At 49.9% G+C, this 18,150-nt stretch carries 12 protein-coding genes; all 12 read right to left on the reverse strand.

Features of this window, described 5'->3' with window-relative positions; all coding sequences use genetic code 11:
* Positions 1-164: 164 nt before the first annotated feature.
* Entirely contained in the window at positions 165-1,733 is a 1,569-nt protein-coding gene (locus tag MJO57_RS22305; RefSeq protein WP_252018836.1) for an SET domain-containing protein-lysine N-methyltransferase, read from the reverse strand.
* A gap of 10 nt (positions 1,734-1,743) precedes the next feature.
* Positions 1,744-2,115 (reverse strand): hypothetical protein, encoded by a 372-nt coding sequence (locus tag MJO57_RS22310; RefSeq protein WP_252018838.1) that lies wholly within the window; start codon positions 2,113-2,115, stop codon positions 1,744-1,746.
* Positions 2,021-2,380 carry a hypothetical protein gene (locus MJO57_RS22315; RefSeq protein ID WP_252018840.1) on the reverse strand — a complete coding sequence of 120 codons (360 nt, stop codon included), beginning with the start codon at positions 2,378-2,380 and terminating at the stop codon, positions 2,021-2,023. The genes MJO57_RS22310 and MJO57_RS22315 overlap by 95 nt, the downstream gene beginning before the upstream one ends.
* Positions 2,381-3,093: 713 nt before the next feature.
* Positions 3,094-6,258, reverse strand: coding sequence for a hypothetical protein (locus MJO57_RS22320; protein WP_252018842.1), 3,165 nt, complete (start codon positions 6,256-6,258; stop codon positions 3,094-3,096).
* 509 nt (positions 6,259-6,767) lie between these two features.
* Positions 6,768-7,412, reverse strand: a complete 645-nt coding sequence (locus MJO57_RS22325; RefSeq protein ID WP_252018844.1) for an SET domain-containing protein-lysine N-methyltransferase — start codon at positions 7,410-7,412, stop codon at positions 6,768-6,770.
* A gap of 70 nt (positions 7,413-7,482) precedes the next feature.
* Positions 7,483-7,713: a hypothetical protein gene (locus MJO57_RS22330; RefSeq protein ID WP_252018846.1), complete on the reverse strand. Its 231-nt coding sequence runs from the start codon at positions 7,711-7,713 to the stop codon at positions 7,483-7,485.
* On the reverse strand, positions 7,662-8,432 hold the full coding sequence (locus MJO57_RS22335; protein WP_252018848.1) for a hypothetical protein: 771 nt from the start codon (positions 8,430-8,432) through the stop codon (positions 7,662-7,664). Before MJO57_RS22335 ends, MJO57_RS22330 begins: the two co-directional genes overlap by 52 nt.
* Entirely contained in the window at positions 8,399-10,900 is a 2,502-nt protein-coding gene (locus tag MJO57_RS22340; RefSeq protein WP_252018850.1) for a hypothetical protein, read from the reverse strand. Before MJO57_RS22340 ends, MJO57_RS22335 begins: the two co-directional genes overlap by 34 nt.
* 368 nt (positions 10,901-11,268) lie before the next feature.
* On the reverse strand, positions 11,269-11,505 hold the full coding sequence (locus MJO57_RS22345; protein WP_252018852.1) for a hypothetical protein: 237 nt from the start codon (positions 11,503-11,505) through the stop codon (positions 11,269-11,271).
* Between the two features lie 332 nt (positions 11,506-11,837).
* Positions 11,838-12,023 (reverse strand): hypothetical protein, encoded by a 186-nt coding sequence (locus tag MJO57_RS22350; RefSeq protein WP_252018854.1) that lies wholly within the window; start codon positions 12,021-12,023, stop codon positions 11,838-11,840.
* Positions 12,024-12,134: 111 nt separating this feature from the next.
* The gene (locus MJO57_RS22355) at positions 12,135-14,816 is read right to left on the reverse strand and encodes a hypothetical protein (protein WP_252018856.1); all 2,682 of its coding nucleotides are present in this window, start codon (positions 14,814-14,816) and stop codon (positions 12,135-12,137) included.
* A gap of 112 nt (positions 14,817-14,928) precedes the next feature.
* Positions 14,929-18,150, reverse strand: coding sequence for a hypothetical protein (locus tag MJO57_RS22360; RefSeq protein WP_252018858.1), 3,222 nt, complete (start codon positions 18,148-18,150; stop codon positions 14,929-14,931).

Below are 18,150 nucleotides of genomic sequence, written 5' to 3' on the forward strand. Positions count from 1 at the left end.
TGCCAAGGCTTAGAGGGAAAAAATCAAGTTTTGTTTTGACGCCTTTTTCAAACCAGTTTTCGGGGGCTACAGCGGAGTTGATGTGATTTTCCTGTAAATTCAGAGCACGTCAAATCTCTGTAGGCTACGTGGCCCAAGGGCTATAGTTTTTGGATGGGAACTACCTATAAAGCTTCAGAGTTATCGTCAGAGATTGCTATAGGCGCTTGTGCTGCCTGCCAGTATTGTTCCCCATAATCAATCCACAGGCTTTCATTAGCGGGTATGGGTTTTATCGCGATAATAAACACCATCCACTGACCTTGCTGATTCCTGTGCCTCAGGAACGAAACATTTTGTTCCGGGGAATTTTTTTCCTTATCAGAGTAAGTACTAAAAGCATTTATCAACGACGTTATATTTCCCTGTCTGTACCCTGAGATGAAAACACCATGAACAGGAGCGAAGCTATAGCGGTCAATATTTGCCAATGCAGCACCCATAACACGTGCTCCCTGTTGGTATGTGTTGTCATGGTATTGCTTACCTGCATAATGACCCAGCAGCTCCCATTGCGAAATATCTCTCCTGGCGACAACCTCTTCCTGACCTTTTAACTCACTAAAGATCGATCCATCGTGTTTTTGAACGGACATCCGCTCTTGTAAATACTGCTCTCTCTGTACGTCATCCAGCGCTTGATACTTTGCTATGGACTCATTAATGCTTTTTCTGATCGATCTATCGTTTGGGATGTCGATCTGACTGAAGAAAGTTGTTTGTCTTTGCCTGCTGTCACCAACTTCCCTTTTGACGGACGGTTCTGCCGTCCATAATGGCGCCTGGTCGTTGATACGATGAGGTAATGACGTTAAATCTGTTGTCTCTTCTTTAATAAAAATTATCTCATCGTCCCAGGTATTTTCGGATCGCTGCTTCAGGGCGGCTTTAACTTTCGCCTTTTCCGGTAAGCCTTTGCAATGAAATATATAGGAAATATTGCTAACCAGTGCCCGGTCGAGCGGCTGGTCCTTAACGGCCTCATCAATACCCTGCCATCCCTCTTTCAGGCAGCATAGATTCAGGAAGGCCTCCACTTTCACCTTTTCCGGCAGGCCTTTGCCAGAACACATGGAGGAAATATGGCTGACTAGTGTCCGGTCAAGCGGCTTGTCCTTAACAGCCTCATCGATGCCCTGCCATCCCACTTTCAGGCAGGCCAGCTTCAGGAAGGCTTCCACTTTCGCCTTTTCTGGTAAGCCTCTACCAGAAGACATAGAGGACATATTGGTGACCAATGCCCGATCGATCGGCTTATCCTTAACAGCCTCATCATTGCCCTGCCATCCCTCTTTCAAGCACCCCAGCTTCAGGAAGGCTTCCACTTTCGCCTTTTCCGGTAAGCCTTTGCCATTACACATGGAAGAAATGTGAGTAACCAGTCTCTGGTCAATCGGCTGGTCCTTGACGGCCTCATCAATGCCCTGCCATCCCTTTTTCAGGCAGGTCAGCGTCAGGAAAGCTTCCACTTTTGCCTTTTCCGGTAAGCCTTTGCCATGACACATGGAGGAAATGTGGGTGATCAGTACCCGGTCGAGCGGCTGGTCCCTGACGGCCTCATCAACGCCCTGCCATCCCTTTTTCAGGCACTCCAGCTTCAGGAAGGCTACCATTTTCTCCTTTTCCGGCAAGCCTTTGCCATGACACATTGAGGAAATGCTGGTGACCAGTGTCCGGTCGATCGGCTGGTCCATAACGACCTCATCAATGCCCTGCCATCCCACTTTCAGGCAGACAAGCCCTCAGGAAAGCTTCCACTTTCGCCTTTTCCGGTAAGCCTTTGCCAGAAGACATGGAGGAAATGTTGTTGACCAGGGCCCTGTCGAGGGGTTTGCCCTTGACGGCCCCATCATTGCCCTGCCATCCCTCTTTCAGGCACCCCAGCGTCAGAAAGGCTTCTACTGTTGCCTTTTCCGGTAAGCCTTTGCCATGACACATAGAGGAAATGTTGGCGACCAGTGACCGGTCGAGTGGCTGATCCTTAACGGTCCCATCGATTCCCTGCCATCCCGCTTTCAGGCAGCCCAGCGTCAGGAAGGCTTCTACTTTTCGCCTTTTCCGGTAAGCCTTTGCCATTACACATGGAGGAAATCTGCTTTAAAAACGGGCTGGCAGCAATAGATGCTACATCTGCATCTTCCATGGCAGTAAACAGGGTTACATTGTCCTTGTTATTCACCATGCTGGTTAAATTGCCAGTGTTGTTCACTGTTTTACCCACTGCCGAAAAGAACACATTAGCTTTTTGAAAATACCCCGAACAAGTTTGATGTTCAGTAGCAATATTGAATCGCTTAAGTTTTGCAAAGAGAGTCGGTAGAGGACCGGCCCCTCTGCTCATGGATAGCTGAATACCCCTTTGCTCAAGCGTTTTCAGTAGTGTGCTGACGTTGGAAAGTACGGTTTTGACGCCCGGGTGACTCAGGTATGGCATGATTTGATGTTGATGAGTAATGCTAAACCTTGCGATGATTTCGCTGTAATCCGGGTCAATGTCCATCGGCGGTAGGTGAACAATAACCGCAGGGCGCGAGGCACTGACTCCATGGCCCATCATTGGTAACGTTGAATCCCGCCCAGTTGATGCTGATGTGCCATTTTTTCTGGTATTAACACGTTGCCGACACCTCCGTTTTTTCGGAGGCTGTTTGGATTCGCAAAACCCAAGCCTGAAAGCCTCTTGAGCTGCCCTGTTTTCCCTGTCAACGGGTTGAACCCTATGCCCCGAGAAATAACGCTTTCTGTTGTTGTCCGGTAATGGTTCCATAGCAGCACCGGTAGCAGTGGAAGCGGTGAAAACAAAGTGCTTTGATACGGGTGTTGACATAGGGAGATACGATTATTTTTATCTGATCGGTCAGTTTATGACTTCATAGCACGTTGATGTTGATAATGGCTAGGTAAACCCGAGATAGTTCAACTAACTTCACGGGCATTCAGCAGGCTGAAAATATAAGGAAACAGTAGTATAAAATACAGTCCGTGCAGGTATGGATTTATATATTAAGTCGATCAGGCTGTTTATATGATTTTAAATGGGGAATGGTCAACTACTTATAAAGTTTCAGAGTTATCGTCAGAGATTGCTATAGGCGCTCGTATTGCTTGCCAGTATTGTTCCCCATAATCAATCCACAGGCATTCATTAGCAGGTATGGGTTTTATCGCGATAATAAACACCATCCACTGACCTTGCTGATTCTTGTGTCTTAGAAACGAAACATTTTGTTCCGGGGAATTTTTTTCCTTATCAGAGTAAGTACTAAAAGCATTGATCAATGACGTTATATTTCCCTGTCTGTACGCTGAGATGAAAACACCATGAGCAGGAGCGAAGCTATAGCTGTCAATATTGGCTAATGCAGCACCCATAACACGAGCTCCCTGCTGGTATGTGTTGTCATGGTATTGCTTACCTGCATAATGACCCAGCAGCTCCCATTGTAAAATATCCCTGCTGGCGACAACTTCTTCCTGACCTTTTAACTCACTGAAGATTGATCCATCGTGTTTTTGAACGGACATTCGCTCTTGTAAATACTGCTCTCTTTGCTCGTCATCCAGAGCTTGATACTTTGCTATGGACTCATGAATGCTTTTTCTGATCGACCTGTCATTTGGTATGTCGATCTGACTAAAGAAGGTTGCTTGTCTTTGCCTGCTGTCACCAACTTCCCTTTTGACGGACGGTTCTGCCACCCATAATGGCGCCTGGTCATTAATACGATGAGGTAACGAGATTAAATCAGTTGTCTCTTCTTTTATAACAATTATCTCATCGTCCTGGGTGATTTCGGACCGCTGCTTCAGGATGGCTTTAACTTTTGCCTTTTCCGGGAAGCCTTTGCCATTAAACATGGAGGATATGCTGGTGATCAGTGTCCGGTTAAGCGGCTGGTCCTGAACGGCCTTGTCATCGCCCTGCCATCCCTCTTTCAGGCAGCCCAGCTTCAGAAAAGCTTCCACTTTCGCCTTTTCCGGAAAGCCTTTGCCATTACACATGGAGGATATGCTGGTAATCAGTGCCCGGTTAAGCGGCTGGTCCTGAACGGCCTTGTCATCGCCCAGCCATCCCTCTTTCAGGCAGTCCAGCTTCAGGAAGGCTTCCACTTTCGCCTTTTCCGGCAAGCCTCTGCCATTACACAAGGAGGATATGCTGGTGACCAGTCCCCGGTCAATCGGCTTATCCTTAACTGCCCCATCAATGCCCTGCCATCCCTCTTTCAAGCAGTCCAGCTTCAGGAAGGCTTCTAATGTCGCCTTTTCCGGTAGGCCTTTGCCATGACACATGGAAGAAATGTGGGTGACCAGTGCCCAATCCAGCGGCTTATCCTTAACGGCCTCATCAATGCCCTGCCATCCCTCTTTCAGGCAGTCCAGCTTCAAGAAAGCTTCCAATTTCGTCTTTCCCGGTAAGCCTTTACCATTAAACATGGAGGAAATGCGGGTAACCAGTGCCCGGTTGAGCACCCGGTCCTTAGCGGCCTTACCAATCCCCTGCCACCCCTTTTTCAGGCAATCCAGTTTCAGGAAGGCTTCCACTTTTGCCTTTTCCGGTAAGCCTTTGCCACAAAACATGGAGGAAATATTGGTGACCAGTGCCCGGTCGAGGGGCTTGTCCTTAACGGCCCTATCAACACCTTGCCATCCCGCTTTCAGACAGCTCAGCTTCAGGAAAGCTTCCACTTTCGCCTTTTCCGGTAAGCCTTTGGCATGGCACATGGAGGAAATGTTGGTGACCAGTGTCCGGTCGAGTGGCATCCCCTTAACGGCCTCATCAATACCCTGCCATCCCTGTTTCAGACAGCCCAGCTTCAGAAAAGCTTCCACTTTTGCCTTGTCCGGTAAGCCTTTGCCATTAAACATGGAAGAAATGTGAGTGACCAGCGCCCGGTCGAGGGGCTTGTCCTCAACGGCCTCATCAATACCCTGCCATCCCTCTTTCAGGCAGACAAGCCTCAGAAAAGCTTCCACTTTCGCCCTTTCCGGTAAGCCTTTGCCATTACACATGGAGGAAATGTTGGTGACCAGTGACCGGTCGAGTGGCTTGTCCCTAACGGACTCATCAATGCCCTGCCATCCCTTTTTCAGGCAGCCCAGCGTCAGAAAGGCTTCCACTTTCGCCTTTTCCGGTAAGCCTTTGCCATTACACATGGAAGAAATTCGGGTGACCAGTGCCCGGTCAAGCGGCTCGTCCTTGACGGCCTCATCAATACCCTGCCATCCCTCTTTCAGGCAGCCCAGCTTCAGGAAGGCTTCCACTTGCGCCTTTTCCGGTAAGCCTTTGCCATGACACATGGAAATGTGGTGACCAGTCCTGATCAAGCGGCTGGCCCTTAACGGCTCATCAATGCCCTGCCATCCCGCTTTCAGGCAGCCCAGCTTCAGGAAAGCTTCCACTTTCGCTGCTTCCGGTAAGCCTTTGCCATGACACATAGAGGAAATGTGGGTGACCAGAGCCCGGTCGACCGGCCGGTCCTTAACGGCCTCATCCATGCCCTGCCATCCCTCTTTCAGGCAACCCAGATTCAGGAAGGCTTCCACTTTCGCCTTTTCCGGTAAGCCTCTGCCATGGCACATGGAGGAAATATTAGTGACCAGTGTCCGGTCGAGTGGCATCCCCTTAACGGCCTCATCAATACCCTGCCATCCCGCTTTCAGGCAGCTCAACTTCAGAAAAGCTTCCACTTTTGCCTTTTCCGGTAAGCCTTTGCCGTTACACATAGAGGATATGTTTGTGAGCAGCGCCCGATCAAGCGGCTGGTCCTCAACGGCCTCATCAATACCCTGCCATCCCTCTTTCAGGCAGGGCAGCTTCAGGAAGGCGACCACTTTCGCCTTTTTCGGTATGCCTTTGCCAGAAGACATGGAGGAAATCTGTTTTAAAAACGGCTTGGCAGCGATGGATGCTACCTCCCGATCTTTCATGGCAGTAAACAGGTTTACACTGCTCTTGCTCGCCAGCATGCTGGTTAAACAGCCAGTGTTGTTAATTGTTTTACCCACCGCTGAAAAAAACACATCGGCTTTTTGAAAATACCCTGAACAAACCTGATGATCATTAACCATATTGAATCGCTTAAGTATTGCAAAGAGCGTAGGCAGGGGAGGGCTGTCTCTATTCATGGATAGCTGAATACCCCTTTGCTCAAGCGTTTTCAGTAGTGTGCTGACGTTGGAAAGTACGGTTTTGACGCCCGGGTGACTCAGGTATGGCATGATTTGATGTTGATGAGTAATGCTAAACCTTGCGATGATTTCGCGGTAATCCGGGTCAATGTCCATCGGCTGTAGGTGAACAATAACCGCAGGGCGCGAGGCACTGACTCCATGGCCCATCATTGGTAACGTTGAATCCCGCCCAGTTGATGCTGATGTGCCATTTTTTCCGGTATCTACACGTTGCCGACACCTGCGTTTTTTTTGCAGGCTGTTTCGTTTCGCAAAACCGGGGTCTGAAAGCCTCTTTAGTTGGCCCGTTTTCCCTATCAACGGGTTGAACCCTATGTCCCGAGAAATAGCGCTTTCTGTTGTTACCGTCCGGCAATGGTTCAGTTGCAGCAACGGTAGCAGTGGAAGTGGTGACAACAGAGTGGTTTGATACGGGTGTTGACATAGGAGGTACAATTATTTTTATCTGATCGGTCAGTTTATGCCTTCATAGCACGTTGATAATGACCGGATAAACCCGAGATAGTTCAACGAACTTCATGGGCATGGTCAACTACTTATAAAGCTTCAGAGTTATCGTCAGAGATTGCTATGGGCTCTCGCGCTGCCTGCCAGTATTGTTCCCCATAATCAATCCACAGGCTTTCATTAGCGGGTATGGGTTTTATCGCGATAATAAACACCATCCACTGACCTTGCTGATTCCTGTGCCTCAGGAACGAAACATTTTGTTCCGGGGAATTTTTTTCCTTATCAGAGTAAGTACTAAAAGCATTGATCAACGACGTTATATTTCCCTGTCTGTACCCTGAGATGAAAACACCATGAACAGGAGCGAAGCTATAGCGGTCAATATTTGCCAATGCAGCACTCATAACACGTGCTCCCTGTTGGTATGTGTTGTCATGGTATTGCTTACCTGCATAATGACCCAGCAGCTCCCATTGCGAAATATCTCTCCTGGCGACAACCTCTTCCTGACCTTTTAACTCACTAAAGATCGATCCATCGTGTTTTTGAACGGACATTCGCTCTTGTAAATACTGCGCTCTTTGCTCGTCATCCAGCGCTTGATACTTTGCTATGGACTCATTAATGTTTTTTCTGATCGATCTATCGTTTGGGATGTCGATCTGACTGAAGAAGGTTGTGTGTCTTTGCCTGCTGTCACCAACTTCCCTTTTGACGGACGGTTCTGCCATCCATAATGGCGCCTGGTCGTTGAACGATGAGGTAATGACGTTAAATCTGTTGTCTCTTCTTTAATAAAAATTATCTCATCGTCCCGGTATTTTCGGATCGCTGCTTCAGGATGGCTTTAACTGTCGCCTTTTCCGGAAAGCCTTTGCCATTACACATGGAGGATATGCTGGTGATCAGCGCCCGGTTAAGTGGCTTGCCCTTGACGGCCTCATCAATGCCCTGCCATCCCTCTTTCAAGCAGTCCAGCTTTAGAAAGGCTTCAACTTTTGCCTTTTCCGGTAGGCCTTTGCCATGACACATGGAAGAAATGTGGTAACCAGTGCCCGATCAAGCGGCCTGTCCTTAACAGCCTCATCAATGCCCTGCCATCCCTCTTTCAAGCAGTCCAGCTTCAGAAAGGCTTCCACTTTCGCCTTTTCCGGTAAGCCTTTGCCATGACATATGGAAGAAATATTGGTAACCAGTGCCCGATCAAGCGGCCTGTCCCTAACAGCCTCATCGATGCCCTGCCATCCCTCTTTCAGGCAGGCCAGCTTCAGGAAGGCTGTCACTTTCGCCCCTTCCGGTAAGCCTTTGCTATTACACATGGAGGAAATGTGGGTGACCAGTGCCTGGTTGAGGGGCTGGTCCTTAACGGCCTCATCAATGCCCTGCCATCCCTCTTTCAGGCAGCCCAGCTTCAGGAAGGCTTCCACTTTCGCCTTTTCCGGAATGCCTTTGCCAGAAAATATGGAGGAAATATTGGTAACCAGAGCCCGGTCGATCGGCTTGTCCCTAACGGCTTCATCAATGCCCTGCCATCCTTTTTTCAGACAGCCCAGCGTCAGGAAAGCTTCCACTTTCACCTTTTCCGGTAAGCCTTTGCCATTACACATGGAGGAAATGTGAGTGACCAGTGCCCGGTCGATCGGCTTGTCCCTGACGGCTTCATCAATGCCCTGCCATCCTTTTTTCAGACAGCCCAACGTCAGGAAAGCTTCCACTTTCACCTTTTCCGGTAAGCCTTTGCCATTACACATGGAGGAAATGTGAGTGACCAGTGCCCGGTCGAGCGGTTTTGCTTAACCGCCTCATCAATGCCCTGCCACTCCTGTTTCAAGCAGCCCAGCGTCAGAAAGGCTTCCACTCTCGCCTTTTCCGGTAAGCCTTTGCCATGACACATGGAGGAAATGTGGGTGACCAGTACCCGGTCGAGCGGCTGGTCCCTGACGGCCTCATCAATGCCCTGCCATCCCTTTTTCAGGCACTCCAGCTTCAGGAAGGCTACCATTTTCTCCTTTTCCGGCAAGCCTTTGCCATGACACATTGAGGAAATGCTGGTGACCAGTGTCCGGTCGATCGGCTGGTCCATAACGACCTCATCAATGCCCTGCCATCCCACTTTCAGGCAGACAAGCCTCAGGAAAGCTTCCACTTTCGCCTTTTCGGGTAAGCCTTTGCCATTACACATGGAGGAAATGTGGGTGACCAGTGTCCGGTCGAGCGGCTGGTCCTTAACGGCCTCATCAATACCCTGCCATCCCTGTTTCAGGCAGCCCAGGTTCAGGAAAGCTTCCACTTTCGCCTTTTCCGGAAAGCCTCTGCCATGGCACATGGAGGAAATATTAGTGACCAGTGTCCGGTCGAGTGGCTGGTTCTTAACGGCCTCATCACTCCCCTGCCATCCCTGTTTCAGGCAGCCCAGCGTGAGGAAGGCTTCCACTTTTGCCTTTTCCGGAAAACTTTTGCCAGAAGACATGGAGGAAATGTGGGTGACCAGAGTCCGGTCTAGCGGCTGGTTCCTAACAGCCTTATCATTGCCCTGCCATCCCTCTCTTAAGCACCACAGCTTCAGGAAGGTTTCCACTTTCGCCTTTTCCGGTAAGCCTTTGCAAGAATACATGGAGGAAATGTTGTTGAGCAGGGCCCTGTCAAGGGGTTTGTCCTTAACGGCCCCATCATTGCCCTGCCATCCCTCTTTCAGGCACCCCAGCTTCAGGAAGGCTTCCACTGTTGCCTTTTCCGGTAAGCCTTTGCCAGACACCATGGAGGAAATGCAGGTGACCAGTACCCGGTCGAGGGGCTTGTCCTTAACGGCCTCATCAACGCCCTGCCATCCAGCTTTCAGACAGCTGAGCTTCAGGAAAGATTCCACTTTCGCTTTTTCCGGTAAGCCTTTGGCATGGCACATGGAGGAAATGTTGGTGACCAGTGCCCGGTCGAGCGGCTGGTCCTTAACGGCCTCATCAATACCCTGCCATCCCTCTTTCAGGCAGCCAAGCTTCAGGAAGGCTTCCACGTTCGCCTTTTCTGGTAAGCCTCTACCAGAAGACATAGAGGAAATATTGGTGACCAGTGCCCGGTTGAGCGGCTTGTCCTTAACGGCCTCATCAATGCCCTGCCATCCCTCTTTCAGACAGCCCAGTTTCAGAAAAGCTTCCACGTTCGCCTTTTCCGGTAAGCCTTTGCCATTACACATGGAAGAAATGTGGATGACCAGCGCCCGGTCGAGGGACCTGTCCTTAACGGCCTCATCAACGCCCTGCCATCCCTCTTTCAGGCAGCCAAGCCTCAGAAAAGCTTCCACTTTCGCCCTTTCCGGTAAGCCTTTGCCATTACACATGGAGGAAATGTGAGCAACCAGCGCCCGGTCGAGCGGCTGGTCCTTAACGGCCTCATCAATGCCCTGCCATCCCACTTTCAGGCAACCCAGCTTCAGGAAGGCTGCCACTTTCGCCTTTTCCGGTAAGCCTTTGCCATTGCACATGGAGGAAATCTGCTTTAAAAACGGGCTGGCAGCAATGGCTGCTACCTCCCCATCGTCCATGTGTGTTAACAGGGTTACACCTTTCTTGCTATGTAGCATGGTGGTTAAACTACCAGTGTTGTTCACCGTTTTGCCCACTGCCGAAAAGAATACGTTGGCTTTTTGAAAATACCCTGAACAAGTTTGATGTTCGGTAACCATATTGAATGGCTTAAGTTTTGCAAAGAGAGTCGGCAGGGGAGGGTTGCCTCTATTCATGGATAGCTGAATACCCCTTTGCTCCAGCGTTTTCAGTAGTGTGCTGACGTTGGAAAGTACGGTTTTGACGCCCGGGTGACTCAGGGATGGCATGATTTGATGTTGATGAATAACACTAAACTTTGCGATTATTTCACTGTAATCCGGGTCAATGTCCATCGGCTGTGGGTGAACAATAACCGCAGGGCGTGAGGCACTGACTTCATGGCCCATCATTGGTAACGTTGAGTCCCGCCCAGTTGATGCTGATGTACCATTTTGTCCGGTATCCACACGTTGCCGACACCTGCGTTTTTTCGGAGGCTGTTTGGATTCGCAAAACCCGAGCCTGAAAGCCTCTTGAGCTGGCCTGTTTTTATCAACGGGCTGGGCCCTATGCCCCGAGAAATAACGCTTTCTGTTGTTGTCCGGTAATGATTCCATAGCAGCAACGGTAGCAGTGGAAGTGGTGACAACAGAGTGGTTTGATGCGGGTGTTGACATAAGAGATACAATTATTTTTATCTGATCGGTCAGTTTATGCCTTCGTAGCACATTGATAATGACCGGATAAACCCGAGATAGTTCAACGAACTTCATGGGCATTCAGCAGGCTGAAAATATAAGGAAACTGTAGTACAAAATACAGTCCCTGCCGGTATGGATTTATAGATCAAGTCGATCAGACAGTGTATATAGTTTCAAATGGTCAACTACTTATAAAGCTTCAGAGTTATCGTCAGAGATTGCTATAGGCGCTCGTGCTGCCTGCCAGTATTGTTCCCCATAATCAATCCACAGGCTTTCATTCGCGGGTATGGGTTTTATCGCGATAATAAACACCATCCACTGACCTTGCTGATTCCTGTGCCTCAGGAACGAACATTTTGTTCCGGGGAATTTTTTTCCTTATCAGAGTAAGTACTAAAAGCATTGATCAACGACGTTATATTTCCCTGTCTGTACCCTGAGATGAAAACACCATGGGCAGGAGCGAAGCTATAGCTGTCAATATTGGCCAATGCAGCACCCATGACACGTGCTCCCTGTTGGTATGTGTTGTCATGGTATTGCTTACCTGCATAATGACCCAGCAGCTCCCATTGCAAATATCCCTGCTGGCGACAACTTCTTCCTGACCTTTTAACTCACTGAAGATCGATCCATCGTGTTTTTGAACGGACATTCGCTCTGTAAATACTGCTGTCTTTGCTCGTTATCCAGATCTTGATACTTGGCTATAGACTCATGAATACTTTTTCTGATCGATCTATCGTTTGGGATGTCGATCTGACTGAAGAAGGTTGTTTGTCTTTGCCTGCTGTCACCAACTTCCCTTTTGACAGACGGTTCTGCCGTCCATAATGGCGCCAGGTCATTAATACGATGAGGTAACGAGATTAAATCAGTTGCCTCTTCTTTTATAACAATTATCTCATCGTCACGAGTGTTTGCGGATCGCTGCTTCAGAAAGGCTTCTACTGTCGTTTTTTTCCGGTATACCCTTACCATTATAAAAGGAGGAAATGCTGGTGATCAGTGCCCGGTTAAGCGGCTTGCCCTTGACTGCCTCATCAATGCCCTGCCATCCATCTCTCAAGCAACCCAGGCTCAGGAAAGCTTCCACTTTGCCTTTTCCGGTAAACCTTTACCATGACACATGGAGGAAATGTGGGTGACTAGTGCCCGTCGAGCGGCTGGTCCTTAACGACCTCGTAGTCGCCCTGCCATCCCTCTTTCAGGCACCCAGCTTCAGGAAGTTTTCCACTTTCGCCTTTTCCGGTAAGCCTTTGCCAGACCTCATAGAGGAAATATTGGTGACCAGAGCCCGATCAATCGGCTTATCCTTAACGGTCTCATCATTGCCCTGCCATCCCTTTTTCAGGCAGCCCAGTTTCAGGAAGGCTTCCATTTTTGCCTTTTCCGGTAAGCCTTTGCCATGACACATGGAGGAAATGTGGGCGACCAGTGTCCGGTCGAGCGGCTGGTCCTTAACGGCCTCATCAATGCCCTGCCATCCCTCTTTCAGGCAGCCCAGCTTCAGGAAGGCTTCCATTTTCGCCTTTTCCGGAAAGCCTTTACCAGAAAACATGGAGGAAATGTGGCTAACCAATGCCCGGTCGAGTGGCTGGTCCTTAACGGCCTCATCAATGCCCTGCCATCCCTCTTTCAAGCAGCCCAGCTTCACAAAGGCTTCTACTTTTGCCTTCTCCGGTAAGCCTTTGCCATGACACATGGAGGAAACCTTGGTGACCAGTGTCCGGTCGAGCGGCTGGTCCTTAACGGCCTCATCAATGCCTTGCCATCCCACTTTCAGGCAGCCTAACTTCAGAAAGGCTACTACTTTCGCCTTTTCCGGTAAGCCTTTGCCATGACACATGGAAGAAATATTGCTGACCAGTGCCGGATCGAGCGGCATGTCCTTAACGGCCTCATCAATGCCCTGCCATCCCTCTCTCAAGCAGCACAGCTTCAGGAAAGCTTCCACTTTTGCCTTTTCCGGTAAGCCTTTACCAGAAGACATGGAGGAAATGTGAGTAACCAGTGCCCGGTCGAGCGGCTGGTCCTTAACGGCCTCATCAATGCCCTGCCATCCCACTTTCAGGCAACCCAGCTTCAGGAAGGCTGTCACTTTGGCCTTTTCCGGTAAGCCTTTGCTATGACACATGGAGGAAATATTGCTGACCAGTGCCGGATCGAGCGGCTTGTCCCTAATGGCCTCATCAATGCCCGGCCACCCCTCTCTCAAGCAGCACAGCTTCAGGAAAGTTTCCACTTTTGCCTTCTCCGGTAAGCCTTTACCAGAAGACATGGAGGAAATGTGGCTGACCAATGCCCGGTCGAGAGGCTGGTCCTTAACGGCCCCATCAATGCCGTGCCATCCCTCTTTCAAGCAACTCAACTTCAGGAAGGCTTCAATTTTCGCCTTTTCCGGTAAGCCTTTGCCATGGCACATAGAGGAAATGCTGGTGACCAGTATCCGGTCAATCGGCTTGTCCTTAACAACCTCATCAACGCCCCGCCATCCCTCTTTCAGGCAGCCCAGCTTCAGAAAGGCCTCTACTTTTGCCTTCTCCGGTAAGCCTTTGCCATGAAACATGGAGGAAATCCTGGTGACCAGTACCCGGTCGAGCGGCTTTTCCTTAACGGCCTCATCAATGCCCTGCCATCCCTCTTTCAGGCAGCCCAGCTTCAGGAAGGCTTCCACTTTCGCCTTTTCTGGTAAGCCTCTACCAGCAGACATAGAGGAAATATTAGCGATCAGCGCCCGATTGAGCGGCTTGTCCTTAATGTCCTCATCAGTGCCCTGCCATCCCTCTTTCAGGCAGCCCAGTTTCAGGAAAGCCTCCACTTTCGCATTTTCCGGTAAGCCTTTGCCATGACACATGGAGGAAATGTGAGTAACCAGTGCCCGGTCGAGCGGCTGGTCCTTAACAGCCTCATCCATACCCTGCCATCCCTCTTTCAGGCACCCCAGCTTCAGGAAGGCTTCCACGTTCGCCTTTTCTGGTAAGCCTCTACCAGAAGACATAGAAGAAATATTGATGACCAGTGCCCGGTTGAGCGGCTGGTCCTTAACGGCCTCATCAATGCCCTGCCATCCCTCTTTCAGGCAGCCCAGCTTCAGAAATGCTTCCACTTTCGCCTTTTCCGGTAAGCCTTTGCCATTACACATGGAGGAAATCTGCTTTAAAAACGGGCTGGCAGCAATGGCTGCTACATCCCCATCGTCCATGTGCGTTAACAGGGTGAAACTTTTCTTGCTATGTAGCATGCTGGTTAAACTACCAGTGTTGTTCACTGTTTTGCCCACCGCCGAAAAAAACACATTGGCTTTTTGAAAATACCCTGAACAAACCTGATGCTCGATAACCATATTGAATCGCTCAAGTTTTGCAAAGAGAGTGGGTAGGGGAGGGATCCCTCTGCTCATGGATAGCTGAATACCCCTTTGCTCAAGCGTTTTCAGCAGTGTACTGACGTTGAAAAGTACGGTTTTGACGCCCGGGTGACTCCGGTACGGCATGATTTGATGTTGATGAGTGACGCTAAACTTTGCGATGATTTCGAGGTAATCCGGTTCAATGTCCATCGGCTGTGGATGAACAATAACCACAGGGCGCGAGGCACTGACTTTATGTTCCATCATTGGTAACGTTGAGTCCCGCCCTGTTGATGCTGATGTACCATTCTGTCCGGTATCCACACGTTGCCGACACCTGCGTTTTTTTGCAGGCTGTTTCGTTTCACATAACCGGGGTCTGAAAACCTCTTGAGTTCGCCTGTTTTTATCAACGGGTTGAATCCTATGTCCCGAAAAATAGCGCTTTCTGTTGTTGCCGCCCGGTAATGGTTCAGTAGCAGCAACGGTAGCAGTGGACGTTGTGACAACAGAGTGGTTTGATGCGGGTGTTGACATAGGGGATACAATTATTTTTATCTGATCGGTCGGTTTATGCCTTCATAGCACGTTGATAATGACCGGATAAACCCGAGATAGTTCAACGAACTTCATGGGCATGGTCAACTACTTATAAAGCTTCAGAGTTATCGTCAGAGATTGCTATAGGCGTTCGTGCCGCCTGCCAGTATTGTTCTCCATAATCAATCCAAAGAATTTCATTAGCGGGTATGGGTTTTATCGCGATAATAAACACCATCCACTGACCTTGCTGATTCCTGTGCCTCAGGAACGAAACATTTTGTTCCGGGGAATTTTTTTCCTTATCAGAGTAAGTACTAAAAGCATTGATCAACGACGTTATATTTCCCTGTCGGTACCCTGAGAGGAAAACACCATGAGCAGGAGCGAAGCTATAGCTGTCAATATTGGCCAATGCAGCACCCATGACACGTGCTCCCTGTTGGTATGTGTTGTCATGGTATTGCTTACCTGCGTAATGACCCAGCAGCTCCCATTGTGAAATATCCCTGTTGGCGACGACCTCATCCTGACCTTTTAACTCACTAAAGATCGATCCATCATGTTTTTGAACGGACATTCGCTCTTGTAAATACTGCTCTCTTTGCTCGTCATCCAGAGCTTGATACTTTGCTATGGACTCATTAATGCTTTTTCTGATCGATCTGTCATTTGGTATGTCGATCTGACTAAAGAAGGTTGTTTGTCTTTGCCTGCTTTCACCGACTTCCCTTTTGACGGACGGTTCTGCCACCCATAATGGCGCCTGGTCATTAATACGATGAGGTAATGAGATTAAATCAGTTGCCTCTTCTTTTATAACAATTATCTCATCGTCACGAGTGTTTGCGGATCGCTGGTTCAGAAATACTTCTACTGTCGTATTTTCCGGTATACCTTTACCATTATAAAAGGAGGAAATGCTAGTGATCAGTGCCCAGTTAAGCGGCTGGTCCTGAACGGCCTCGTCATCGCCCTGCCATCCCTCTTTCAGGCAGCCCAGCTTCAGGAAGGCTTCCACTTTTGCCTTTTCCGGAAAGCCTTTGCCATGACACATGGAGGAAATGTGGGTAACCAGTGCCCGGTCGATCGGCTTGTCCTTAACGGCCTCGTAGTCGCCCTGCCATCCCTCTTTCAGGCAGCCTAACTTCATGAAGGCTTCCACTTTCGCCTTTTCCGGTAAGCCTTTGCCAGACGTCATAGAGGAAATATTGGTGACCAGAGCCCGATCGATCGGCTTATCCTTAACGGCCTCATCATTGCCCTTCCATCCCTTTTTCAGGCAGCCCAGCTTCAGGAAGGCTTCTATTATCGCCTTTTCCGGTAAACCTTTGCCAGAACACATAGAGGAAATGCTGGTGACCAGTGCCCGATGGAGCGGCTTGCCCTTAACAGCCTCATCACTGCCCTGCCATCCCTGTTTCAGGCAGCCCAGCTTCAGGAAGGCTTCCACTTTCACCTTTTCCGGTAAGCCTTTGCCATGACACATGGAGGAAATATTGCTGACCAGTGCCGGATCGAGCGGCTTGTCCTTAACGGCCTCATCAATGCCCGGCCATCCCTCTCTCAAGCAGCCCAGCTTCAGGAACGCTTCCACTTTTGCCTTTTCCGGTAAGCCTTTACCAGAAGACATGGAGGAAATGTGAGTAATCAGTACCCGGTCGAGCGGCTGGTCCTTAACGGCCTCATCAATGCCCAGCCATCCCACTTTCAGGCAACCCAGCTTCAGGAAGGCTGCCACTTTCGCCTTTTCCGGTAAGCCTTTGCCATTACACATGGAGGAAATGTGGGTGACCAGTGTCCGGTCAAGCGGCTGATCCTTAACGGCCTCATCACTGCCCTGCCATCCCCGTTTCAGGCAGCCCTGCTTCAGGAAGGCTTCCACGTTCGCCTTTTCCGGTAAGCCTCTGCCAGTACACATGGAGGAAATGTGGGTGACCAGTACCCGGTCGAGGGGCTTGTCCTTAACGGCCTCATCAACGCCCTGCCATCCAGCTTTCAGACAGCTGAGCTTCAGGAAAGATTCCACTTTCGCTTTTTCCGGTAAGCCTTTGGCATGGCACATGGAGGAAATGTTGGTGACCAGTGCCCGGTCGAGCGGCTGGTCCTTAACGGCCTCATCAATACCCTGCCATCCCTCTTTCAGGCAGCCAAGCTTCAGGAAGGCTTCCACTTTCGCCTTTTCTGGTAAGCCTCTACCAGAAGACATAGAGGAAATATTGGTGACCAGTGCCCGGTTGAGCGGCTTGTCCTTAACGGCCTCATCAATGCCCTGCCATCCCTCTTTCAGACAGCCCAGTTTCAGAAAAGCTTCCACGTTCGCCTTTTCCGGTAAGCCTTTGCCATTACACATGGAAGAAATGTGGATGACCAGCGCCCGGTCGAGGGGCTTGTCCTTAACGGCCTCATCAACGCCCTGCCACCCCTCTTTCAGGCAGCCAAGCCTCAGAAAAGCTTCCACTTTCGCCCTTTCCGGTAAGCCTTTGCCATTACACATGGAGGAAATGTGAGCAACCAGCGCCCGGTCGAGCGGCTGGTCCTTAACGGCCTCATCAATACCCTGCCATCCCTCTTTCAGGCAGCCAAGCTTCAGGAAGGCTTCCACGTTCGCCTTTTCTGGTAAGCCTCTACCAGAAGACATAGAGGAAATATTGGTGACCAGTGCCCGGTTGAGCGGCTTGTCCTTAACGGCCTCATCAATGCCCTGCCATCCCTCTTTCAGACAGCCCAGTTTCAGAAAAGCTTCCACGTTCGCCTTTTCCGGTAAGCCTTTGCCATTACACATGGAAGAAATGTGGATGACCAGCGCCCGGTCGAGGGGCTTGTCCTTAACGGCCTCATCAACGCCCTGCCACCCCTCTTTCAGGCAGCCAAGCCTCAGAAAAGCTTCCACTTTCGCCCTTTCCGGTAAGCCTTTGCCATTACACATGGAGGAAATGTGAGCAACCAGCGCCCGGTCGAGCGGCTGGTCCTTAACGGCCTCATCAATGCCCTGCCATCCCACTTTCAGGCAACCCAGCTTCAGGAAGGCTGCCACTTTCGCCTTTTCCGGTAAGCCTTTGCCATTGCACATGGAGGAAATCTGCTTTAAAAACGGGCTGGCAGCAATGGCTGCTACCTCCCCATCGTCCATGTGTGTTAACAGGGTTACACCTTTCTTGCTATGTAGCATGCTGGTTAAACTACCAGTGTTGTTCACCGTTTTGCCCACTGCCGAAAAGAATACGTTGGCTTTTTGAAAATACCCTGAACACGTTTGATGTTCGGTAACCACATTGAATCGCTCAAGTTTTGAAAAAAGGGTCGGTAGGGGAGGGTTGCCTCTATTCAT

Origin of the sequence: Endozoicomonas sp. SCSIO W0465 (assembly GCF_023716865.1) — a bacterium.
GTDB lineage: Bacteria > Pseudomonadota > Gammaproteobacteria > Pseudomonadales > Endozoicomonadaceae > Endozoicomonas.

What these genes read in the sequence shown, in the direction of transcription:
- MJO57_RS22305 (WP_252018836.1), bottom strand. Translation starts at nt 1,733, where the DNA reads ATGGACCAGCCGATCGACCGGACACTGGTCACCAGCATTTCCTCAATG.
- MJO57_RS22310 (WP_252018838.1), bottom strand. Translation starts at nt 2,115, where the DNA reads ATGGCAAAGGCTTACCGGAAAAGGCGAAAAGTAGAAGCCTTCCTGACG.
- MJO57_RS22315 (WP_252018840.1), bottom strand. Translation starts at nt 2,380, where the DNA reads ATGAGCAGAGGGGCCGGTCCTCTACCGACTCTCTTTGCAAAACTTAAG.
- MJO57_RS22320 (WP_252018842.1), bottom strand. Translation starts at nt 6,258, where the DNA reads ATGCCATACCTGAGTCACCCGGGCGTCAAAACCGTACTTTCCAACGTC.
- MJO57_RS22325 (WP_252018844.1), bottom strand. Translation starts at nt 7,412, where the DNA reads ATGGCAGAACCGTCCGTCAAAAGGGAAGTTGGTGACAGCAGGCAAAGA.
- MJO57_RS22330 (WP_252018846.1), bottom strand. Translation starts at nt 7,713, where the DNA reads ATGTGTCATGGCAAAGGCCTACCGGAAAAGGCAAAAGTTGAAGCCTTT.
- MJO57_RS22335 (WP_252018848.1), bottom strand. Translation starts at nt 8,432, where the DNA reads ATGTGTAATGGCAAAGGCTTACCGGAAAAGGTGAAAGTGGAAGCTTTC.
- MJO57_RS22340 (WP_252018850.1), bottom strand. Translation starts at nt 10,900, where the DNA reads ATGTCAACACCCGCATCAAACCACTCTGTTGTCACCACTTCCACTGCT.
- MJO57_RS22355 (WP_252018856.1), bottom strand. Translation starts at nt 14,816, where the DNA reads ATGTCAACACCCGCATCAAACCACTCTGTTGTCACAACGTCCACTGCT.
- MJO57_RS22360 (WP_252018858.1), bottom strand. Translation starts at nt 18,150, where the DNA reads ATGAATAGAGGCAACCCTCCCCTACCGACCCTTTTTTCAAAACTTGAG.